General features: G+C 69.7%; 20 protein-coding genes. 8 read left to right on the forward strand and 12 right to left on the reverse strand.

The features are described from left to right. Window positions 1–59: 59 nt before the first annotated feature. The 4 genes from ACKTT0_RS09835 to ACKTT0_RS09850 all read right to left on the reverse strand — a co-directional run bounded on the left by ACKTT0_RS09835 (window position 60) and on the right by ACKTT0_RS09850 (window position 4,272). A complete protein-coding gene (locus ACKTT0_RS09835; protein ID WP_407849717.1) occupies window positions 60–863 on the reverse strand; it encodes a transglutaminase family protein in 804 nt (267 codons plus the stop codon). Window positions 864–873: 10 nt separating this feature from the next. Then, window positions 874–1,824 carry an alpha-E domain-containing protein gene (locus ACKTT0_RS09840; protein ID WP_407849718.1) on the reverse strand — a complete coding sequence of 317 codons (951 nt, stop codon included), beginning with the start codon at window positions 1,822–1,824 and terminating at the stop codon, window positions 874–876. Between the two features lie 2 nt (window positions 1,825–1,826). Further along, entirely contained in the window at window positions 1,827–3,260 is a 1,434-nt protein-coding gene (locus ACKTT0_RS09845; RefSeq protein WP_407849719.1) for a circularly permuted type 2 ATP-grasp protein, read from the reverse strand. Window positions 3,261–3,588: 328 nt separating this feature from the next. Further along, window positions 3,589–4,272 carry a 5-formyltetrahydrofolate cyclo-ligase gene (locus tag ACKTT0_RS09850; RefSeq protein WP_407849720.1) on the reverse strand — a complete coding sequence of 228 codons (684 nt, stop codon included), beginning with the start codon at window positions 4,270–4,272 and terminating at the stop codon, window positions 3,589–3,591. A gap of 11 nt (window positions 4,273–4,283) precedes the next feature. Between ACKTT0_RS09850 and ACKTT0_RS09855 the strand changes: the two genes are divergently transcribed. Genes ACKTT0_RS09855 through ACKTT0_RS09865 form a run of 3 tightly spaced genes read left to right on the forward strand, consistent with a single transcriptional unit; the run spans window position 4,284 to window position 8,604 of the window. Then, window positions 4,284–6,374, forward strand: a complete 2,091-nt coding sequence (locus ACKTT0_RS09855) for a lytic transglycosylase domain-containing protein (protein WP_407849721.1) — start codon at window positions 4,284–4,286, stop codon at window positions 6,372–6,374. Window positions 6,375–6,388: 14 nt separating this feature from the next. Next, entirely contained in the window at window positions 6,389–7,498 is a 1,110-nt protein-coding gene (locus tag ACKTT0_RS09860; protein WP_407852407.1) for a tRNA nucleotidyltransferase/poly(A) polymerase-related protein, read from the forward strand. Then, window positions 7,495–8,604 (forward strand): sensor histidine kinase, encoded by a 1,110-nt coding sequence (locus tag ACKTT0_RS09865; RefSeq protein WP_407849722.1) that lies wholly within the window; start codon window positions 7,495–7,497, stop codon window positions 8,602–8,604. Before ACKTT0_RS09860 ends, ACKTT0_RS09865 begins: the two co-directional genes overlap by 4 nt. Here ACKTT0_RS09865 and ACKTT0_RS09870 read toward each other — a convergent pair. From ACKTT0_RS09870 to ACKTT0_RS09885, 4 genes are all read right to left on the reverse strand, one after another. Further along, window positions 8,546–9,163, reverse strand: coding sequence for a response regulator (locus ACKTT0_RS09870; RefSeq protein ID WP_407849723.1), 618 nt, complete (start codon window positions 9,161–9,163; stop codon window positions 8,546–8,548). The genes ACKTT0_RS09865 and ACKTT0_RS09870 overlap by 59 nt on opposite strands. Before the next feature lie 32 nt (window positions 9,164–9,195). Continuing rightward, on the reverse strand, window positions 9,196–10,389 hold the full coding sequence (locus ACKTT0_RS09875) for a class I SAM-dependent methyltransferase (protein WP_407849724.1): 1,194 nt from the start codon (window positions 10,387–10,389) through the stop codon (window positions 9,196–9,198). A 36-nt stretch (window positions 10,390–10,425) separates the two neighbouring features. Then, a complete protein-coding gene (locus ACKTT0_RS09880; RefSeq protein WP_407849725.1) occupies window positions 10,426–12,198 on the reverse strand; it encodes a DEAD/DEAH box helicase in 1,773 nt (590 codons plus the stop codon). Between the two features lie 273 nt (window positions 12,199–12,471). After that, the gene (locus ACKTT0_RS09885) at window positions 12,472–13,236 is read right to left on the reverse strand and encodes a uracil-DNA glycosylase (RefSeq protein WP_407849726.1); all 765 of its coding nucleotides are present in this window, start codon (window positions 13,234–13,236) and stop codon (window positions 12,472–12,474) included. Window positions 13,237–13,457: 221 nt separating this feature from the next. Here ACKTT0_RS09885 and ACKTT0_RS09890 point away from each other — a divergent pair, with 221 nt between their 5' ends. Further along, entirely contained in the window at window positions 13,458–13,976 is a 519-nt protein-coding gene (locus ACKTT0_RS09890; RefSeq protein ID WP_407849727.1) for a hypothetical protein, read from the forward strand. Between the two features lie 43 nt (window positions 13,977–14,019). Here ACKTT0_RS09890 and ACKTT0_RS09895 read toward each other — a convergent pair whose 3' ends face one another. Next, window positions 14,020–15,036, reverse strand: coding sequence for an amino acid ABC transporter substrate-binding protein (locus ACKTT0_RS09895; RefSeq protein ID WP_407849728.1), 1,017 nt, complete (start codon window positions 15,034–15,036; stop codon window positions 14,020–14,022). 254 nt (window positions 15,037–15,290) lie between these two features. Here ACKTT0_RS09895 and ACKTT0_RS09900 point away from each other — a divergent pair, with 254 nt between their 5' ends. Both ACKTT0_RS09900 and ACKTT0_RS09905 read left to right on the forward strand, forming a co-directional pair. After that, window positions 15,291–16,514, forward strand: coding sequence for an NnrS family protein (locus tag ACKTT0_RS09900; RefSeq protein WP_407849729.1), 1,224 nt, complete (start codon window positions 15,291–15,293; stop codon window positions 16,512–16,514). A gap of 134 nt (window positions 16,515–16,648) precedes the next feature. Further along, the gene (locus tag ACKTT0_RS09905) at window positions 16,649–17,482 is read left to right on the forward strand and encodes a MurR/RpiR family transcriptional regulator (RefSeq protein WP_407852408.1); all 834 of its coding nucleotides are present in this window, start codon (window positions 16,649–16,651) and stop codon (window positions 17,480–17,482) included. Here the strand turns inward: ACKTT0_RS09905 and ACKTT0_RS09910 are convergent. Next, window positions 17,469–18,284, reverse strand: a complete 816-nt coding sequence (locus tag ACKTT0_RS09910; RefSeq protein WP_407849731.1) for an HAD-IIA family hydrolase — start codon at window positions 18,282–18,284, stop codon at window positions 17,469–17,471. The genes ACKTT0_RS09905 and ACKTT0_RS09910 overlap by 14 nt on opposite strands. A 151-nt stretch (window positions 18,285–18,435) precedes the next feature. Between ACKTT0_RS09910 and ACKTT0_RS09915 the strand changes: the two genes are divergently transcribed. Then, on the forward strand, window positions 18,436–18,597 hold the full coding sequence (locus tag ACKTT0_RS09915) for a hypothetical protein (RefSeq protein ID WP_407849732.1): 162 nt from the start codon (window positions 18,436–18,438) through the stop codon (window positions 18,595–18,597). Window positions 18,598–18,655: 58 nt separating this feature from the next. Beyond that, window positions 18,656–20,824 (forward strand): phosphocholine-specific phospholipase C, encoded by a 2,169-nt coding sequence (locus ACKTT0_RS09920; RefSeq protein WP_407849733.1) that lies wholly within the window; start codon window positions 18,656–18,658, stop codon window positions 20,822–20,824. Between the two features lie 246 nt (window positions 20,825–21,070). Here ACKTT0_RS09920 and ACKTT0_RS09925 read toward each other — a convergent pair whose 3' ends face one another. Then, on the reverse strand, window positions 21,071–21,535 hold the full coding sequence (locus ACKTT0_RS09925) for an HIT family protein (protein ID WP_407849734.1): 465 nt from the start codon (window positions 21,533–21,535) through the stop codon (window positions 21,071–21,073). Further along, window positions 21,532–21,990, reverse strand: a complete 459-nt coding sequence (locus tag ACKTT0_RS09930; RefSeq protein ID WP_407849735.1) for a GNAT family N-acetyltransferase — start codon at window positions 21,988–21,990, stop codon at window positions 21,532–21,534. The genes ACKTT0_RS09925 and ACKTT0_RS09930 overlap by 4 nt, the downstream gene beginning before the upstream one ends. Window positions 21,991–21,992: the final 2 nt, after the last annotated feature.

Consider the following 21,992-nt stretch of genomic DNA (forward strand, 5'->3'; position numbering starts at 1 on the left):
GCGTATTGTAGGGGGGAACCGGGATGGCGTGCCGGCCGCGACTGTGAACCGACCCCGATTTATTGCTGGCCGGCCGCCTGCACCTGGACCGAGACGGTCATCGATTCCTCGCCGCCGCCGTGGCGCACCCCGCGCACCGGCGAGGCGGAGTCATAGTCGCGCGCCACCGCCAGGCGGCAGTGGCATTCCGAGGCAAACTGGCGGTTGGTGATGTCGATGCTGGTCCAGCCGATATCGGCCAGCCATACGTCGGCCCAGGCGTGGCTGGCGGCATGCTCCGCTTCGGTGTACAGGTAGCCGCTCACATACCGGGCCGGGATGCCCAGCCCGCGCACGCAGGCCAGGAACAGGTGGGCATGGTCCTGGCACACGCCATGGCCCAGCGCCAGCACCTGGCCGGCGGCGGTGGTGACATCGGTGGTGCCGGGTTCGTAGGCCACCTGGTCGCAGATGGCGCCGGCCAGGGCCAGCGCGTCGCCGGGCGTGCGCAGGCCGCCGGGCAATGCGGCATGCACGAACTCCCGGATGGCGCCGTCGGCCAGGGTCAGCGGCGTCGGCACGCAATAAGCATGCACCGGCAGCCGGTTTTCCTCGGGGCGCAGCCGGCCATCGGGCAGCGCATCGATGTCGACCTGCCCGGTCACGCACAGCTCGATGCTGTCGTGCGGGCGGGTCAGGGCCAGCACATGGGTGATGTTGCCGTAGGCGTCGACCTGCTGTTGCAGCGGGCCCGGCGCGTCGATGCGCCAGCGCCGCGTGCGCTGGTGTTCGTCGGGGCGCGGCGTCAGGCGCAGGGTCTGGATGCTGTAGCCGACCGGCGCGGTGTAGCGGTACTGGGTCAGGTGCCTGATCAAATGCTTCATGCGGGGCTCCTCAGGCGGCCAGCGGGACCAGGAAGTCCTGGCTGATCCGGTTGCCCAGGTCGTTGATGCGGTCGAGGAAGCGTTCCAGGTAACGGTGCAGGCCGCTGTGCAGGATGTCCTCGACGCGCGCGTAGCGCAGTTCGGCGTGCAGCATGCCGGCGCGCCGCTCGGTCTCGGCCGAGCGCTGGTTCGACACGCGCGCCAGGTCCTCGTTGAGCGCCTGCACCGAGGCCAGCAGCGAGCGCGGCATGTCCGGGCGCAGGATCAGCAACTCGGCCACCCGGTCCGGCGTGATCACGTCGCGGTACACCTTGCGGTAGATCTCCAGTCCGGAGACCGAGCTCAGCAGCGCCGACCATCGGTAGAACTCGCTGTGCCGGCTGGCGCGCGCGGGGTTGTCGCCGTCGTCTTCGTGGAACTTCACGTCGAGCAGGCGCGCGGTGTTGTCGGCGCGCTCCAGGTGCATGCCCAGCCGCAGGAAGTGCAGCGCCTCGTCTTCCAGCATGGTGCCGATGGTGACGCCGCGCGCCAAGTGGGCGCGGAACTTGACCCATTCGAAGAATTCGCCCGGATTGCGCTCGGGCAGGTTGGTCTGCAGGTGCTTCTGCAGTTCCAGCCAGGTGGCGTTGTAGGTTTCCCAGACTTCGGTGGTCAGGCTGCCGCGCACCGCGCGGGCGTTTTCGCGCGCGGCGCGCAGGCAGGCGTAGATGGACGACTCGTTGCGCGGTTCGCGCACCATGTAGTGCAGCACGTCCAGCGGCGTGACGGCGGGGTAGCGCGCGTCGTAGCCGTGCTGCAGTTCCGAGATGCGCAGCACGGCGCGCCACAGGCCGTCGCGTGCCTGCGCGTCCTGCGGCAGCAGCGACATCTGCAGATTGACGTCCAGCATGCGGGCGGTGTTCTCGGCGCGCTCGATGTAGCGGCACATCCAGAACAGGTTGTCGGCGGTGCGGCTCAGCATGGTCAGTCTCCCAGTACCCAGGTGTCCTTGGTGCCGCCGCCCTGGCTGCTGTTGACCACCAGCGAGCCCTCCACCAGGGCCACGCGGCACAGCCCGCCGGGCACGGTGCGGATATCCTTGCCGCACAGCACATAGGGACGCAGGTCGACGTGGCGCGGCGCCACGCCGGCATCGACATAGGTGGGGATGGTCGACAGCGCCAGGGTGGGCTGGGCGATGTAGTTGGCCGGATTGGCGCGCACCCGTTGCTTGAAGGCCTCGACCTGCGCGCGCGTCGAGGCCGGGCCCACCAGCATGCCGTAGCCGCCGGCGCCGTGCACCTCCTTGACCACCAGTTCGTGCATGTGGGCCAGCACGTGCGACAGCTCGTCGGGCCGCGCGCAGCGCCAGGTGGGCACATTGGCCAGGATCGGCTCTTCCCGCAGGTAGAAGCGGATCATGTCGGGCACGTACTGGTAGGTGGACTTGTCGTCGGCGATGCCGGTGCCGATGGCGTTGGCCAGCGTGACGCGCCCGGCGCGGTACACCGACAGCAGGCCCGGCACGCCCAGCGCCGAATCGGCGCGGAACGACAACGGGTCGAGGAAGTCGTCGTCCACCCGCCGGTAGATCACGTCGACCCGGCGCGGTCCTTGCGTGGTGCGCATGTACACGGTGTTCTGCTCGACGAACAGGTCCCGGCCCTCGACCAGCTCCACGCCCATCTGCTGGGCCAGGAAGGCATGCTCGAAGTACGCGGAGTTGTACATGCCGGGCGTCAGCACGACCACCGTCGGGGCGTCGATGCTGCGCGGCGCCACTTCGCGCAGGTTGTCCAGCAGCAGGTCCGGGTAATGCGCCACCGGCTTCACCTTCACGCGCCCGAACACATCGGGCATCAGGCGCATCGACATCTTGCGGTTTTCCAGCATGTACGACACGCCGGAGGGCACGCGCAGATTGTCTTCCAGTACATAGAACTCGCCGGCCCCGGCCCGCACGATGTCCACGCCGGCAATGTGGCAGTAGATGTCCTCGGCCACGTCCACGTCCTGCATCTCGGGGCGGTATTGCGCATTCAGGAACACCTGTTCGGCCGGCACCACGCCCGCGCGCACGATCTCGTGCCCATGGTAGATGTCGTGGATGAACAGGTTCAGCGCCCGCACGCGCTGCTTCAGGCCGGCGTCGAGCCGCTGCCATTCGTCGGCGGGGATGATGCGGGGGATCAGGTCGAACGGGATCAGCCGCTCGGTGCCGGCTTCGTCGCCGGCCACCGAAAAGGTGATGCCGACGCGCCGGAAGCTCAGGTCGGCCTCGATCTGGCGCGCCGCCATGGCGTCCTCGGGCTCTTGCGCCAGCCATTGCGAGAACGCCTGGTAGTGAGGGCGTACTTCGCCGTGGGCGTCGACCATCTCGTCATACGCCGCCCGGGGGGCGGGCTGGGGATGCTGCATGGCTCCTCCTTGTACCGGTTCGGGCCGGCCGCGTGATCCGGATGGAGCCTGCGGCCCGAAACGTGGGCGCGTGGGCGGGCGCGCCAACTGCAATCAAGCAACCCTCATGCCAAGTCCCGCAGGCATGGGGCGCCCGGGGGCCTGTAGCCGTTTTAGCAGAAGGCCCGCCGCGCAGGTAGGAGGGTTGGCCCTGAGGCATGCACCAAGTTGGTGCGAGCCTGGCCCGCGCGCGGGCGCCTGGCAAGGCTGTGCGCGGCCCGCGGCCCAGGCGCGGCAATCGTCAAGAATGGCAAAGGCCCCGCGCTGGCCGCCACGCGCCGGCGGGCGGTCAGCGCAGCACGTACGACCCCAGGCTGCCGCCAGTGGGCGCGCCGGGGCCCAGCAGCGGCGGCTCGGGTACCCAGCCATCGGGCGTGAGCACGGCATCGAGCCGCACGTCGTGCTCGGCCGGCTGGTAATCGTCGGCGTCGATCAAGCCTTCGTTCCAGGCCACGCCGATGGTGGTGCAGGGCTGGCCGTCGCGCTGCAGCGCGGCGAGCGTGCGGTCGTAGTAGCCGCCGCCGTAGCCCAGGCGGTCGGCCTGCAGGGTGTAGCCCAGCGTAGGCACCAGCACCACATCGGGACGCAGGGGCGGGCTGTCCGCGGCCGGCTCTTGCACGTTGTAAGGGCCGGCACGCAAGGCGGCGCCGGGCGTCCAGGCGCGGAACTCGAGCGGCGCGGCGGGCTCGCGGATGGCCGGCAGCGCGATGGCAATGCCGGCCTGCGCCCATTGATCGAGCAGCGGGCGCAGGTCGGGTTCGTGTTCCAGCGGCCAGAATGCCGCCACCGTGGCCGGGGGGCGCGCGCCGCGCTTGACGGCCTGGTCGCGCGCCGCATTGAGCCAGGTGAACAGGCGTCCGCGCATCAGCAAGCCGCCGCGGTCGCGTTGCGCGGCGGGCAGGTCGGCGCGGGCTTGCCGCAATCGCGCACGTAGCGCGACTGCGTTATTCTGTGCGGAATTTCGAATGTTCATGTGGGTCAACAATGCGGCAGTGGCTTGAATCAGGACCTTATCAGAAATCCGGCACGTTCGAGCCCCGCGGGGCCCGTCGCTGGTTGCCCGCATTGGCCCTGTTCACCGCTGCCTGCTCGTCGGTCGATGCCCAGCAAGGGCAGGTGCCGGCCGCCGCGGCGGCCCAGGCCGCCCGGCCGGCCATCGCCGTGCCACCGGTCAAGCTGGCCGGCCTGCCGCCCGCGACGCAGACGCCCGCCCGGGACGCGGTCGTCGCGGCTCGCGAAGCCAATGAGCGCAAGCAATGGTCGGTGCTGGCCATGCTGGCGCCGCAGGCGCGCGGCGACTTGCTGGGCGGCTACCCGGACTACTGGCTGCTGCGCTACCAGCTCTGGAACCCGCCCGGCGGCGTGCAGCCCAAGGCCGAGGCGGCGCGTTTCCTGAAAGACCACGCCGGCACTTACCTGGCCGAGCGGTTGCGCAGCAGTTGGATCCTGTCCGCGGCGCGCAGCGGCGATTTCGAAACGGCGCGCGAGCTGGGCGACCTGCCCGACGCCAATGCGCAGACCCGCTGCGCCATCCTCGAGGCGCGCCACATGACCGGCCAGCGCACCACCGCCAGGCAGGCGCTCGAGGCCTTCTCGCCGGGCCGCGACTGCTGGAACCTCTACGACCAGCTCGTGGCCGACGGCGTCTTGGGCTGGGACGAGATCCAGCCGCAGTTGCGCGCCGCCATCGAGACCGACCGAATCGGCGATGCGCGCAAGTTCGCCGACTATATCTTCGAGCCCAAGGACCAGAAGACCTTCGACGCGCTGCTCAAGAGCCCCATGAAGTGGCTGACCCGGCGCGACCACCAACTGGTGGGCCGCAATGAAAAGGAACTGGCCACCGTGGCGCTGGCGCGCCTGGCGCGCCAGGATCTCGACGTGGCCGACTCCTACTTGCGGCGCGAATGGGCCGGCAACCTGCCCAAGTCGAGCCTGGCCTGGGTGCGCAGCCAGTATGCGCTGATCGCCGCGTTGAATCTCGACAGCCGGGCGGACGCCTGGTACCGCGAGGCGGGCGACATCGCGCTGACCGACTATAACGGCGCCTGGCGCGTGCGCTCGGCCCTGCGCCAGCCCGACATCGACTGGCGCTGGGTGCATACGGCCATCGAACTGATGCCGGCCGCGCAGCAGGCCGAGCCGGTATGGGTGTACTGGAAGGCGCGCAGCGACGCGGCGCGCGGCCGCGCGACCCAGGCGCAGCGCGGCTATGCCAGCATCGCCGACCAATACAACTTCTATGGCCAGCTCGCGGCCGAGGAACTCGGCCGCCGCATCACGGTGCCGCCGCGGCCGACGCCGGTCACCGACCAGGAAATGGCCGAGGCGCGCGCCAATGCCGGCCTGCGCCGCGCCGTGCACCTGTTCCGGCTGGGGTGGCGGTCCGAGGCGGTGGGCGAATGGAATTTCGCGCTGCGCGGCATGTCGGACCGCCAGTTGCTGGCCGCCGCCGAGCTGGCGCGCGCCGAAGACATCTACGACCGGGTCGTCAATACGTCGGAGCGCACCGAGAAAGAAGTCGATTTCACGCAGCGCTACATCGCGCCGTTCGAGGGGCGGGTCACCGCCCAGGCCAACGCCATCGCCCTCGACCCCGCCTGGGTGTATGGGCTGATCCGCCAGGAATCGCGCTTCGTCATGAACGCGCGTTCGCATGTGGGCGCCTCGGGGCTGATGCAGCTCATGCCCGCCACCGCCAAATGGGTGGCGCGCAAGATCGGCATGGCCGACTATTCCCCGTCCAGCGTCAACGATTTCGACACCAACACCATCCTGGGCACCAATTACCTCAGCATCGTGCTCAATGGCCTGGATGGCTCGCAGGTGCTGGCCAGCGCCGGCTACAACGCCGGTCCGGGCCGGCCGAAGACCTGGCGCGCCACGCTGTCGCACCCGGTCGAGGGCGCCATCTTCGCCGAGACCATCCCGTTCACCGAGACGCGCCTGTACGTCAAGCACGTGATGTCCAACGCCACGTATTACGCCGCCATGTTTACCGGGCAGCCGCAGTCGCTGAAGGCGCGGCTCGGCCGCATCGAGCCGCCCACGGTGCGCACGGCCGAGCTACCGTGAACGCCGCCCCCGGCCTGCCCGCCGACCCCGACTGCGCCGGCTTGCAGGTGTATATCGTGGGCGGCGCCGTGCGCGACGACTTGCTGGGCCTGCCGGCGGGCGATCGCGACTGGGTCGTGGTGGGCGCCACGCCCGAGGACATGGCCCAGCGCGGCTTCATCCCGGTGGGCGGTGATTTCCCCGTGTTCCTGCATCCGCGCACCAAAGAGGAATACGCCCTGGCGCGCACCGAACGCAAATCGGGGCGCGGCTACAAGGGCTTCACCTTCTATACGGGGGCGGATGTCACGCTGGAGCAGGACCTGCGCCGTCGCGACCTGACCGTCAATGCCATCGCCCGCACGCCGCAGGGCGAACTGCTGGATCCGCTCAATGGCGCGGCCGACATTCGCGCGCGCGTGCTGCGGCACGTGGGCGAGGCGTTCGCCGAGGACCCGGTGCGCATCCTGCGCCTGGGCCGCTTTGCCGCGCGCTTCGGCGAATTTTCCGTGGCGCCGGAGACCTTGGCCTTGTGCCGCCGCATGGTGGATGCCGGCGAGGCTGATGCGCTGGTGCCGGAACGGGTCTGGAAAGAGCTGTCGCGCGGCTTGATGGCGGCCACGCCGTCGCGCATGCTGGCAGTGCTGCAGCAATCCGGCGCCCTGGCGCGCATCATGCCCGAATTGCAGGAGGTGGAGACGGTGAGCGCCGAGCTGGATCGCGCCGCCGGCACGGCGCTGGCATTGCCGGGCCGCTACGCCCTGCTGTGCCGGTTGACTCCCGAGCGCGATGCGCTGGCCCGCCGCCTGCGCGTGCCGACCGACTGCGCCGACCAGGCGCGCCTGCTGCCGCGCGTGGTGGACCAGGCCGGCGCGGCCGGTCCGGCCGCACAATTGGCGCTGATCGAATCCTGCGACGCGCTGCGCAAGCCGGACCGCTTCATCGCCCTGTTGCGCGCCGCCGCGGTGGTGGCTCCGGTCGACCTGCCGGCCTGGCAGCGCCGCGCCGAGGCCGTGCGCGGCGTGGATGCCGGCGCCATCGCCCGCCAGTGCGCGGGCGACCCGGCGCGCATCAAGCCGGCATTGCACGAGGCGCGCTTGCGCGCGCTCGCGGCGGCATCGCGCTGCGGCAAGGAGGATGAATGAATACCCCGTCGCCACCGCGCTCCGCGCCGCGGCCAGCCGGCGAAACGCCGCAGGCGGCGCCTCGCGAGGCCGCCGAGCCGCCCGGGATCATCCAGGAGTTCCTGTATCACGGCTTGTTGAATGCGTTGCCGGCCGCCATCTACACCACCGACGCGCAGGGCCGCATCACCTTTTATAACGAGGCTGCCGTCACCTTGTCGGGCCGCCGCCCCATCCTGGGATCGGACGAATGGTGTGTGACCTGGCGCTTGTATCGCCTGGACGGAAGCCCCATGCGGCACGACGAATGCCCGATGGCCGTGGCGCTGAAAGAAGGGCGCGAGGTGCGGGGAGTGGAAGCGATCGCCGAGCGCCCCGACGGCTCTCGCATTGTGTTCCTGCCCTATCCGACGCCCTTGCGCGACGCCCAAGGCAATATCGTCGGTGGCATCAACATGCTGGTCGACATCACCGAGCGCAAGGAGGCCGAGGAGCGGCAGCGGCTGTTGCTGCACGAAGTGAATCATCGCGCGAATAATCTGTTGTCGGTCATGCAGTCGTTCGTCGCCCTGACCGTAGCCCCGGATGTGCCCAGTTACCGCGCGGCGCTGGATGGCCGTTTGCGGACCCTGGCCCGCGCCCACAACCTGCTGGCCCACAGCAGTTGGGCGGGGGCCGACCTGGCCCGGCTGGTCACCGAAGAGCTGGCGCCTTACATGAAAAGCGATGAAAGCGGCGTCTGGCTGCAAGGGCCGGCGCTGCCGCTGGCGCCGATGGCCGCGCAATCGGTTGCCATGATCATCCACGAATTGGCCACCAATGCCGCCAAATACGGTGCGCTATCGGTGCCGGACGCCAGGCTTGCGGTCCAGTGGCACCACGCGCCGGACGACATCGTGATCCGCTGGACCGAAAATGGCGGTCCGGCGGTGCGTCAGCCGACGCGCGCCGGGTTGGGCTCTGCGCTCATCGACCGGTGCGTGGCGCAACTGGGCGGCACGCTGTCGCGCCAGTGGCTGGCCTCGGGGTTGCATGTCGAGCTGTGCCTGCCGTGGCGCCAGGACGGCGTCACGGGTTCGCTGGGCCAGGCGCCGAGATCTGCTCCAGCGCCCGGCGCAGTTGATTGACTTCCAGCGGCTTGCTCAGTACCGGCGCATCCGGATAGGCCTCGACAGGCTGGCTGCCGTATCCGGTCAGGAACAGGAACGGAATGCTCTTGGCGGAAAGCGCGCGGGCCACGGGGTTGACGTGTTCCCCGGCCAGATTCATGTCCAGGATCGCGGCGTCGGCGCCAGGTTCGTCTTCGATCAGCTGCAGCGCCGCCCGCACGCTGTTCGCCGAGCCCGCGAGCTCGCATCCGAAATCGGCCAGGTGAACCTCGAGCAGCATGGCGATCATCGCTTCATCTTCGACAACAAGAATGCGGCGTCCGTCTAGCGATGAGGAGGGCATGAAGGTCTCCGTGACATTGTCCGGGATATCCGGTCTCCGCGCCGGCGCCAGACAGTTTCCGATATTGTGCCGCGCCAGGCAAACGCCGCATGGGCGATCGAGCGGCCCGCCGCGTGCTGCGCGGCCACTCAGCACGCGGCCCATCCCCGGGGGGCGGGCTGTGGAGGTGCTGGCGCCGCTGTACGCGCGGCTAAGTCGTAGCTCGGTGTCTGACACCCGCAGGGTGTCAGACATCTGCCGACCTGCCGACCTGTCGGGCGCGCCGCCTACAGCGCCGCCAGCCGGTCGCCGCGCGCGAAGCCGCGCAGTGGCGCGGGGGTGTCGCGGCCCACGGCCAGCACCTTGAACAGTTCGCCCATCTCGGCTTCGCTCAGGAGCTTCTGCACCGGCGCCACCGCCTGCGCATAGGCGCGCGCGTCGGCCGGATCATGCCGCGCCAGCAGTTCCGCCAAGCCGGCATTCATCAGGAAGCGCGCCTGCGAGGTATAGCCCAGCACCTGCAGGCCGGCCTCGAGCGCCGCGTCGGCCATGGCGGTGAAATCCACGTGGGCGGTGATGTCCTGCACGCCGGGCGCGACCAGCGGATCGGCGTGGGCATGGTGGCGCAGATGGCACATCAGGGTGCCGCCGGCGCGTTGCGGATGGTAGTACTCGCGGCGCGGAAACCCGTAATCGAACAGCAGGGCGGCGCCGCGCGCCAGCCAACCGCCCATCGCCCGCATCCAGGCTTCCGCCTGCAGGTTGATCTCGGACACATAGCCGGGCAGGGGCGGCATGCGCGCGGCGACGGCCTGCGCCAACGGCGCGCCGGCCGGCCGGTCGTCCCAGGTGAAATCGCCGTTCGCGTCCAGGGCCACGCCGCGTTCCAGCACGGCGCCGGACTCGCTCCAGCGGAATAGCGATACCGGCATGGCGTCGAGCACTTCATTGGCCAGCACGCAGCCTGAAAAACTGGCCGGCAGCGCGTCGAGCCACTGCACGCGGGCGCCATGCGGCGCCAGGCGCGCCTGCTGGCGCGCCCGCAGGTCGGCCGAGACTTCGATGATGCGGTAGTCGGCGGCCACGCCGAGCGCGTCCAGCCCGGCCAGCACACTGTCGGCCAGGGCGCCGGTGCCGGCGCCGAATTCCAGCACGGTGGCCGTGCCGGTGTCGGCCAGCACCTGGGCCGCTTGCCGGGCCACGGTATGCCCGAACAATGGCGTCAGTTCCGGCGCCGTGATGAAGTCGCCCGCCGCGATGGGCATGCCGCGCGCATCCACGGCCGGCGCGGCCAGCTTCAGCGCGCCGGCCGCGTAATAGCCCAGGCCCGGCGCATAGAGCGCCTGCGACATCCATTGGTCGAACGGCAGCCAGCCGCCCGCCGCGCCGATGGCCTCGCGCAGGTGGGCGGCAGCGCGCGCGCTGTGGCGCGCGCTGTCCGGGTCGAGAGCAGGAAGGGAAGTGGTGGCAGGGCGTTGCATGGGCGCTATTGTCCCATGCCGCCCCTGCCGTGCGGTTTAGCCGCGGCGCGGGCCGCCGGGCTTGCCGTAGTGCTTGGACGGGCCGCCGGCGCGTTGCGCGAACGGCTTGGTCGACGGCCGGAAGCCGGCGGGACGGCGCTCGGCGCCACGAAATTCGCCTTCGCCGCGCGCCTGGCGGGGCTGGAATTCACCGCGGGGCTGGAACTCTCCGCGTGGCTTGAATTCACTGCGCGGCTTGAACTCACCACGCGGCTTGAACTCGCCACGAGGCTGGAATTCGCCGCGCGGTTGGAATTCGCCGCGCCGGCCGCCATCGCGGTGCGGACGCGGTTCGTACCCGGCCGTCGGACGGGCGTCGCGCTCGGCGCGCCAGTCGCCGTGTTGCGGACGCTCGCCAAAGGCGCGGGCGGGCCGGAAATCGCGCTCGCCGGCCGGACGGGCGGGGCGCTCGTCGCGGCCGCGCCAGCCGCCTTCGCGCGGCTGGAACTCGGCGCGGAAGCCGCCCTCGCGGGGCTTGGCGTCGTGGTTGCGCCAGCCGCCCTCGCGCTGCGCATCGGTGCGGAAGCCCCGCCCCTCGCGCGCCTGTGGGCGATCGCCGCCGAAACCTCCGGGCCGCTTGCCGAACGGCTTGCCGCCGCGACCGGCGCCGCCCGCATAGGGGCGCGGCGTACGCTTGGGCTCCAGGCCGGCAATCGTTTCCGGGGTGATCGACTGGCCGATGTAATGCTCGATGCGGCGCACCTTGTGGCGCTCCGCGTGGGTGGCCAGCGTGAAGGCCTGGCCATCGCGGCCGGCGCGGCCGGTGCGGCCGATGCGGTGCACGTAGTCTTCGGCCTGCATGGGCAGGTCGAAGTTGACGGCATGGCTGATGCCTTGCACGTCGATGCCGCGCGCCGCCACGTCGGTGGCCACCAGGACGCGCAGCTGGCCGCGCTGCAGCTGGGTCAGCGTGCGGGTGCGCTGGCGCTGATTCATGTCGCCGTGCAGGGCGGCGGCGGCAAAGCCCTGGTCGGCCAGGCGGTCGGCCAGGTCGTCGGCGCCGCGCTTGGTGGCGGTGAAGACGATCGCCTGGTCCAGCGTGGCGTCGCGCAGCACGTGGTCGAGCAGCTGCATCTTGTGGCTGGCGTCGTCGGCGTACAGCAGGCTTTGCGTGATATTGGCGTGCTTTTCTTTCTGGGCCGCCATTTCGATGCGCTGCGGTTCGCGCATCATGCGCGCGGCCAGCTTGGCCACGGTGCCGTCCAGCGTGGCCGAGAACAGCAGCGTCTGGCGCTGCTCGGGCAGGCGCTCGACGATGGTTTCGATATCTTCGATGAAGCCCATGTCCAGCATGCGGTCGGCTTCATCCAGCACCAGGGTGTGCACGGTGTTCAGCTTGACGCGGCCGGCCTTCAGGTGGTCGATCAGGCGGCCGGGCGTGGCCACCAGCACGTCGACGCGGCGCGACAGCGCCTTGAGCTGCGCGCCGTAGGGCATGCCGCCCACCACGGTGGCGGTGCGCAGGCCGGGCAGGTTGCGGCCGTACGAGCCGGTCGCCTCGGTGACCTGCATGGCCAGTTCGCGGGTGGGGGTCAGCACCAGCACTTGCACGCCCACGCCCTTGTTGCCGGGCTGGCCGGCGATACGGTTGAGGGCGGGCAGCATGAAGGCGGCGGTCTTGCCGCTGCCGGTCTGCGACGAGACCATCAGGTCATGGCCGGCCAGCGCCTGCGGAATGGCGGCCGCCTGGACGGGGGTGGGGGCGGAAAAGCCAGCCTCTTGCAGGGCCGACAATAGGGTGGGCGCGAGACCCAGGGTTTCGAAAGACATACCTTGTCCTTGCCGCGCGAAGCGGCGCATGTGCCAGGCGAGCCGAAGGAAAGCGGCCGGGTCCGGGCGACGGTTGATGGAGCATCGGGCCGACCGGAACAACCGTGCGCGCGGCGCGCTACAAGTGAAGCGCGAGGCGAAAGGAAAGGAGGTCAGGAATCGATGGTGACCGGCATGGGGTCGGGAAGCTGACCCGACAAACTGCGTCAGTGACCGCGTGGTGCTACTCAGGGCGCGGATTTAATGCCGGCACAAATTTGTGCAGTGCCGCGATCATAACCCGAATTCGCCTTGGCGTACATCCCCTTGGTTTTCTTCAGTCGTCCAGTCAATAGGGGTTTTGCCTTGTCCGGCCAGCCAGGCATTGACCTGGGTGAAGTGGCCGCAACCCAGGAACGGCACGGGGGGGCGCCGCGCGGACAGCGGCGAGGGGTGGTTGGCGGTCAGTACCAGGTGGCCGCTGTGGTCGGGCAGCAACACCTGCTTGGCCTGCGCATGCGCGCCCCACAGCAAGAACGCCTTGGGTGCCGGGTCGCGCGCCACCAGGCTGATCAGGGCGTCCGTCACGGTTTCCCAGCCGCGCCTGGCATGCGCAGCCGGCTGGCCGTCTTCCACGGTAAGCGCGGTATTCAATAGCAGCACCCCCTGGCGGGTCCAGCGCGACAAGTCGTTGCCCCGCGGCAGCGGCGTGCCGGGATGCTCCTGGGCGATCTGGTTGAAAATGTTGCGCAGGCTGGGCGGACGCTTGCAATCGTCCGGCACCGAGAAGGCCAGGCCCTGCGCCTGTCCGGGGCCATGGTAGGGGTCCTGGCCCAGGATCACGACCCGCACCTCGGCCGGGACCAGCCCCTCCAGGGCCCGGAAAGGGGTAGCCGGGTACACCACGGCCCCCGCGGCCAGCCGCTGCTCGACATAGGCGGTCACTTCGCGCAGCGCCCGGGCCACCTCGGGCTGCTGGAACGCTGCCTGCCAGGCGGCCGGCAACCGGGCGGCCTGGGCGGCCAGGGAATTTTTCTGCAAGCGATTGTCAAAAGGCATGGGCCGGATTTTTGCATACCGCGGCGCGGCTCTTCCAATGGCGGCCCGGCGCGGGCGCCGCACCCTTGAAACGCCGTGATGCCGCTTTTACATGGCGCGCCGGCCGGGTGCGCGACAGGCCCGCGGCGCGGGAGTAAAGTACATATGGCTGTCCCCGCCCGCGTTTCCCTCCACGGCCTCCCGGTGGTGCCGGCAGCCAGTGATTTTCAGGAAAGACGAACATGAAGTCCCGATTTTGGTGCGCGGCCGTCGCGGCCGCCCTGCTGGCCACGGCCAGCGGCCAGGCCTCGGCCCATGGCCGCTACCATGGCGGCTATTACTCCGGCTGGTGGGTGGGCGGCGCGGCGTTGCTGGGTGCGGGCGTGGCGCTGGCGCTCAGCAGCGGGCCGCGCTATGGCTACAGCGGCGTCACCTATGTGTCGCCGCCGGTGTACTACCCGCCGGTGGCCTACCCGGCGCCGGTCTATGCGGCCCCGCCCGCCACTTATGTGGCGCCCGCGGTTACATATTCGACGCCGCGCATCGCGGCCTCGTCCAGCCTGGACGTCATCGCCTACCCGGCCAAGGGCCAGAGCGATGCCCAGCAGGCGCGCGACCGCGCCGAATGCCGCCGCTGGGCCATGAACCAGAGCGGTTTCGACCCCGACAACATCAGCGAATACACCACCGGCGTCGCTACCGAATCGTACAGCCGCGCCATGGGCGCGTGCTTCAAGGGCCGCGGCTACAGCATCAATTGAGCGGCGGGGGGTTCAATTCCCCCCGGCCGCCGCGCTGCCGGCTTCAGCGTATGGGCAGCGCGTACATCAGGCCACCGTCGCGCCATTGCGCATTCAGCCCGCGCTCGATCTTCAGCGGGCTGCCGGCGCCCACGTTGCGGTCGAAGCTTTCGCCGTAGTTGCCCACCTGCTTGATGATGTTGTAGGCCCACTTTTCGTCCAGGCCCATGTTGGCGCCGGCGCCGGGTGTGACGCCCAGGATGCGGCGGATATTCGGGTTGGCGCTGTTGGTCTGCTGGTCCACGTTGGCGGAGGTGATGCCGTATTCCTCGGCCTCGATCATCGCCGACAGCGACCAGCGCACGATGTTCAGCCAGGCGTCGTCGCCCTGGCGCACGAAGGGCCCCAGCGGCTCTTTCGAGATGATCTCGGGCAGCACGAGGTAGTCGTCGGGGTTCTGCAGCCTGGAGATGCGGATGGAGGCCAGGCCGGAGGCATCGGTACTGAACACGTCGCAGCGTCCCGAGGCGAAGGCGTTGACCACTTCATTGAAGGTCTCGATGACCACCGGCTTGTATTCCACCTTGTGCGCGCGCGCCCAGTCGGCCAGCGTGTTCTCGTTGGATGTGCCGGTCTGCAGGCAGATGGTCGCGCCATTGAGCTCGGTGGCGTGCTTCACGCCCAGCGACTTGGGCACCAGGAAACCCTGTCCGTCGTAGAAATTGATGCCGGCATGGATGATGCCCAGCGCCGTATCGCGCTGCTGGGTCACCGTGGTGTTGCGCGTCAGCACGTCGACCTCGCCCGACTGCAGCGCGGTGAAGCGCTGCTGCGAATTCAGCGGCACGACCTTGATCTTCCCGGCGTCGCCGAACACCGCGGCGGCAATCGCGCGGCATAGGTCTACGTCCAGGCCGCGCCATTCGCCCTTGGCGTCCGGCGCGGAGAAGCCGGCAAAGCCGGTCGTCGTGCCGCAGCGCAGCTCGCCCCGTTCGCGCACGACGTCCAGGGTGGCGGCCTGCGCGCCGGCCATGGCGCCGGCCAGCAGGGCGGCGCCGATTAATCCTTTTGCGATCTTCATGGTGTGCTTCCCCATAAGCGCGGCCGCCACAGCGCCGGCCGCATTTCCAAGCCCGACAGCTTAGCCAGCCCGCCGTGCCGCGCCAAATAACCTGATCGTCGTAAGATATACGTGACCAGGCATTTTGCGATAGCGCAAACATTCACGTAATAGCCCGCCGACATCGGCGCGATGGCCGTTGGCGTTGCGCCGCGCGGGTAGACTCGTGCACAGCCGTGCCCGTCCGCACGGCGCCATTTTCTTGTCCGACAGCCATGGTCCAGATTCCCCTTTCTCCCTCTTCCCTGCATCGGCCCGCCGAGCCCCGGCAAGCGCCGCCTTCGGGCTGGGCGTTGTTCGCCCTGGGCTTCCGGCCCTTCTATCTGTGCGGCGCACTGTTCGCCGCCGTGGCGGTGGCGATCTGGGCCGGACAGCTGGCTGGCCTGGTGCCGCCGCCGGGAGCCGGCGCCATGGGCCTGGCCCTGCTGTGGCACGCGCACGAAATGGTGTTCGGTTTCGCCGCCGCGATCGTCGTGGGTTTCCTGTTCACCGCCGGCCGCGCCTGGACCGGCGTCGACACGCCGGCCGGCCCGGCGCTGGCGGCCCTGACGGCGCTGTGGCTGGCCGGCCGCGTGGCCATGTGGTCCGGCCCGCTGTGGCTGGCGACCCTGCTCGACGGGCTGTTCCTGCCGCTGGCGGCCTTGGCTTTCACGCGGGTGCTCCAGTGCGCGGGCAATCGTCGCAACTATCCGCTCGCCCTCGCGCTGTGGGTGTATGGCGCCGTCAACCTGGCCTTTCACGTCTATGCCTGGCTGGGCGAGCCCGGCCAGGCCCTGCGCGTGTGCGTGGCGGGCCTGGCCCTGCCCGTGCTGTTCGTGGTGGTGATCGGCGCGCGCGTGCTGCCCATGTTCACGACCAATGCCGTGCCTGGCTTTCGCCTGAAGTCGTACCCCAGGCTGGGCAAGCCCATCCTGGTGGCGACCATCCTGGCGCTGCTGGCCTGGGTGCTGGCCGCGCCCGGCTGGCTGACGGCGCCGCTGGCCGCGCTGGCCGGCGCATTGCTGGCGGTGCGGGTGGCGGGCTGGCGCGGCTATGCGGTGGGCAACCGGCCCATTCTGTGGATCCTGCACCTGGCGTACGCCTGGCTGCCGGCCAGTTTCCTGCTGCTGGCGGCCAGCGCGCTGGGCTGGGTGATGCCCGGCGTGGCAGAGCACGCCTTCGCGGTGGGCGTGGTGGGCACGGCCATCATTGCCATGATCACCCGCACGGCGCTGGGCCATACGGGCCGGCGGCTGGCGGCGGGCCGGGCCGAGGTCGCGGCCTACTGGCTGGTCGTCGCCGCCGCGGTGCTGCGCGTGCTGGGGCCGCTGGCCTGGCCGGCGGGCTTCCTGCACTGGGTCTACGGCGCCGCGTTGTGCTGGGCGCTGGGCTTCGCGCTGTACGTGCTGGCCTACGCGCCCCGGCTGGCGCGGCCGCGCGTGGACGGCCGCCCCGGCTGAATCCGCCAGCGTGGCGGCGCGTCATGCGGCTGTGAGAGAATGGCCGCTTCCCTGATCGTCACGCCATGGCCACTACCAAGAAGCCCGCAGCCTCCGGCGCCGAAGCTCCCGCCACGCCCGCGGCGCCGCCCGCCATGCTGGCGCGCATCGAAAGTCTGCTGTCGTCCATGGGGCCCGCCACGCAGCGCATCGGCGAATTCGTGATCCGGCATCCTGCCCAGGTCGTGCATATGTCGGTCAGCGAGGTGGCCGAGAAAACCGAGTCCAGCGAAGGCAGCGTGATCGGTTTCTGCAAAATGGTGGGCGCCACGGGGTTCCAGCAGCTGAAAATCGCCCTGGCGCAGGAAATCGTCCGGCCGGTGCAGTACATCCACGAAGACCTCGCGCCCGAGGACAGCGCCGGCACGGTGGTGGGCAAGATCTTCCAGAGCAATATCCAGGCCCTGCAGGAAACCGCCTCGGTGCTCGACACGCAGGCCCTGGAGCATGCCGTGCGGCTGCTGGCGCAGGCGCGCCGCATCGAGATCTACGGCATCGGCAGCTCGGCCACCATCGCCGAAGACGCGCACTACCGGATGCTGCGCATCGGCCTGAACGCCACCGCGGTCACCGATTCGCACGTGCAAGCCATCAGCGCATCGCTGACCGGGCCCGACGTGGCCGTGCTGACCATCTCGCATTCGGGCAGCACCCACGAAACCGTGCTGGCCACGCGCCTGGCCAAAGAGGCCGGTGCGCGTACCATCTGCATTACCAACTTCGGCAAGTCGCCGATCCAGGCCTTCGCCGACGTGCTGCTGCACACCATGGCGCGCGAGACGCGTTTTCGCACCGAAGCCATGACCAGCCGGCTGGCGCAGCTCGCCATCATCGACGCGCTGATTGCCTGCCTGGCGCTGGCCAACTACGACAAATCGGTCGATACCCTGAAGCGCACCTTCAACGTGCTGTCGCTCAAGCGCTACTGAGCGGGGCGTCGTCCAGCGCGAGCAGCTGCGCGGGCGTGGCCGCGGTCGCGCGCGCGTCGTTGCCCAGCAGCAGACAGGGCAGGCCGGCGCGCGCGGCGCCGGCGCCGTCGGTCAGCGGGTTGTCGCCGATCACCAGGGTGTCGTGCGGCGCGCCGCCCAGGCGGCGCAGCCCTTCCTCGAACATGGCCGGCTCGGGCTTGCCCACCATATGCCAGGACGCCACGCCGGCGCAGGCCCGCACGGCCTGCAGCAGGGCGCCAGTCTCCGGCACCTGCCGGCCGTCCGGTCCCGGGTGCGTCAGGTCGGGGTTGCTCACCACCAGGCGCGCGCCGCGCGCCAGCTCGTGCGCGGCGTCGGCCAGCGCGCCATAGCCGAAGCGCTTGTCCAGCGCCAGCGCGACGATGTGCGCATCGTGCTCGACCAACTGGCAGCCGCACGCCGCCGCGTGGCGCCGCAGCGCCGCGGATGCATACATCAGGATGCGCGCCCGCGCATGGTGGACGCGCAGGTATTCCACCATCTGTTCGCCCGCCAGCACCAGATCCGCCGCGCGCACCGGCAGGCCCATGCCGCGCAGGCGCCGGGCCAGTTGGCGCGCCGTGTGCGTGGAATTGTTCGAGACGATCACGAAGCGCCCGCGAAACGCCTGCAGCAGCGCGTGCGCGCCCTCGATCGGCTCGTGTTCGCGGATCAGCGTGCCGTCCAGGTCGAGGATCAGCCTGGAGCGCCCGGCGTGCCAGGGCGCGGCGGACGGTCGGGACGGCGCGGGACGGGGCAGGGCGGGGGAGGCGTAGGCGGGCATGCAATGCGTCGGGAAACAGGAGGCCCGCGCAGTGTAGCTGAGTAACACTCAATTATTGGAAAGTAATATTTGAAATCTATTCATTGTCCTGTCATGTCGGCTACCTAAGCTGCCATTCATCGACGACTCCACCTGCACAAAAGGACCCGTGATGAATGCGCTTTCTTCCCGCCCCTGGGCCGCGCTGGCGGCCAGCCTGCTGTTCTGCCTGTTGACCGCCTGTGGCAGCGGCAGCGACGACGACGATGATCCGCCGGTGCAGCAGCCCGAGACGCCGGAGAACCCCGCGCCGCAGCTGCGCTGCGCGCCCTGATCCGGCTGTTGCCGCGGCCAGCTCCTGTCCACCGTTCCCTTCCTGCCTGAGAACCTCCATGAACAAGCCTTTCCCCCCGGCGGCCGGCGCCCCCGCGCCCCGCAATGCGAACCGGCGCGACTTCCTGCGCAAATCGGCCGGCGCCATGGGCGCGCTGTCGGCCGCCGCCATGCTGCCGGCGTCGATCCAGCGGGCGCTGGCGATTCCGGCCGCGGTTGAAACCGGCACCATCCAGGACGTCAAGCACGTGGTGATCCTGATGCAGGAGAACCGCGCCTTCAATCACTACTTCGGCGCGATGCGCGGCGTGCGCGGCTTCGGCGACCGCTTCCCCATCCCGCTGGCCAGCGGCAAATCGGTGTGGTTCCAGTCCGACGGCACCAAGGAGGTGCCGCCGTACCACCTGGACCGCGAGTCGATGAACGCCATCTTCGTGCCCGGCACGCCGCATTCGTTCTCGGATTCCCAGGCGGCCTGGAACCAGGGCAAGTTCGGCTTCTGGCCCAAGTACAAGAACGTGCATTCGATGGGCTACTACCGCCGCAACGACATCCCGTTCCAGTACGCGCTGGCGGAAGCCTTCACCATCTGCGACGGCTATCACTGTTCGATCACCACCGGCACCGATCCCAATCGCATCGTGTTCTGGTCGGGCTCGAACTTCAACCCCGAGCTGGGCCGCCAGGGCATCAACTGCACCGATGCGGATGCCGAGCCGAACAACCTACGCTGCTGGATCACCGGGGCGCTGCCCGAACCGGGCTACACCTACCAGGGCTCGTCGTTCAAGTGGCCGACGCTGCCCGACCTGCTGGAGCAGGCCGGCGTGAGCTGGCGCTTCTACCAGGACCCCAACAACAACTGGACCGGCGCCATGCATGGCGGCCTGGCATTCGAGTCGTTCCGCACCGCCGAACCGGGCTCGCCGCTGTATGAAAAGGGCATGAAGCACTACAGCCTGGAGGACCTGACCGACGATGTGCGCAACAACAGCCTGCCGCAGGTCTCGTGGGTGCTGCCCTGGCCGGCCGTGTCCGAGCATCCCAGCGGCGGCGGCAGCACCTCGCAGGGCGCCGACTACATCTCGCGCGTGCTGGACGCGCTGACCGCCAACCCGGAAGTCTGGAGCAAGACGGCGTTCTTCATCACCTTCGACGAGAACGACGGCTTGTTCGACCACCTGCCGCCGCCCGCCGTGCCGTCGTACGACGCCGACGGCAAGCTGATGGGCAAATCCACGGTGCCGCTGGACGGCGAGTATTTCTCGGACCCCGGCCGCCAGTACCTGAAGGAGGATGACACCATCAGCGGCACCACGCGCCCGTGGGGCCTGGGGCCGCGCGTGCCCATGTACGTGATCTCGCCGTGGAGCCGCGGCGGCTGGGTCAGTTCGGAAGTGTTCGACCACACCTCGGTCGGCCGTTTCCTGGAAAAGCGCTTCGGCATCACGGTCGACAGCATCAGCCCCTGGCATCGCGCCGTGTGCGGCGACCTGACCTCGGCCTTCGATTTCGCCAGCCCCAATGACCCCTCCTTCCCGGTGCTGCCCGACAACGGCGACTACGCCGCGCAAGAGGCCCAGCAGCGCACCCTGCCGCGCGCCGATCCGCCGGCGACGCCGCAGGCGCTGTTCCAGGAAACCGGCACCCGGCCTTCGCGCGCGTTGCCGTATGAGCTGCACGTCAGCGCCCGGGTGGACGGGGACGGCCGCGTGAAGCTGCTGTTCAGCAACACGGGGGTGGCCGGCGCGGTATTCCATGTGTACGACAAGAAACACCTGGACCTGATTCCGCGCCGCTACACGGTCGAGCCCGGCAAGCTGCTGGAAGACGAATGGGACGCGTCCGCCGACGGAGGCGATTACGACCTGTGGGTCTACAGCACCAACGGCTTCGTGCGCACGTTCAGCGGCAACAGCGCGACCGGCGCCAAAGTGGAGGCACAGGTCTGCTACGACGTGCAGAACGGCGCGGTGTATGCCAAGGTGGCCAATAGCGGCGGCGCGCCGGCCAGCGTGGCGCTGCAGGCCAACGCTTATCGCGGCGACGGCCCCTGGCAGCTGGAGGTGCCGGCCGGCGGCGTGGCCGAGCAGCACTGGGCGCTGGGCGACAGCGGCAACTGGTACGACTTCACGCTGGTTGCCGATGGCGTCGAGCGGCGCTTCGCCGGCCGGTTGGAAACCGGCAAGCACGGCATCAGCGACCCGGCCATGGCGACCACGCTCTAGCCTGCGGGGACCGGGACGTCAGGCACCTTGCCGGGGGATCGAGGTGTCTGGCGCCTTCCCTGGAGGCCGAGGTGTCTGACACCCCTTGCCGCGCCCGTTGCCAGCGCGGGGCGCTTCATGGGGTGTCAGACACCTTCCCGGGAGAACCGAACTGTCTGACACCCTCTGCCACGCTCGTTGCCGGCGCAGGGCGCTTCATGGGGTGCCAGACACCTCCATGCGCCAAGCGGCGCCGGGCCTTTGCATTCAATGCCACAACAAGGCGTTCATGGCTTCGGCCAGCCGGTTGCGGTAGCGCGGCAGCAGCTGCTGGATGCGGCTTTGCCGCGCGTGCCAGTCCGGCGGTTCGGCGCCGGAGGCGACGCGCGGCGGCGCCCATACCGCGTCGGGGAAATGCCGGTCGCCGCGCCAGCGCGGGATGATGTGCCAATGCAGGTGCGGCACCATGTTGCCCAGCGAGGCCAGGTTGACCTTGTCGGGCGCCAGGATGTCGCGCTGCGCCTGTTCCACGGCGTAGACCGCGCGCATCAGCAGCTCGCGCCCGTGGGTGGACAGGCTGGTCATCTCCGGGATGTGGGCGTTCCAGATGACCCGGGTGAAGCCGGGGTAGTCGGCGTCATGCACCTCGATGACGCGCAGGTGCGGGCCCTGCCACAGCAGGCTGCCGCCCTCGTCCCGGCACAGCGGGCAGTCGGGGTCGCGCGCGCTCACAGGACCTTCCGGTACTGAAGGAACCCGGGCCGGTCGGCGATGCGGTCATAGAGCTGCATTGCCGTGTGGTTGGTTTCGTGGGTCAGCCAGTAGACGCGCGCGGCGTTGACGGCGCGCGCCTGGGCGTATACGTGCTCGATGAGCGCGCGGCCGTGGCCGCCGCCGCGCACGTCCGGCGCCACGAAAAGGTCCTGCAGGTAGCAGTAGTCGCCGGCCGTCCAGGTCGAGCGATGCAGGATCCAGTGCACCAGGCCGACCGCGCGGCCGCTGTCGTAGGCCAGCGCGGCGTGCATGGGCTCGGACGGATCCAGGAAGCGTTCCCAGGTAGTGCGGGTGACCGCGTCGGGGATGTCGACGTTGTAGAAGGACTGGTAGCCTTTCCAGAGGGGCAGCCAGGCGTCGAAATTGGCGGCGGCGACGGGGCGGATATCGGCGGGGGGCTTGGCGGGCTTCATGG

Origin of the sequence: Bordetella saccharivorans (genome assembly GCF_045862855.1) — a bacterium.
GTDB classification, from domain to species: Bacteria; Pseudomonadota; Gammaproteobacteria; order Burkholderiales; family Burkholderiaceae_B; genus Bordetella_A; species Bordetella_A petrii_F.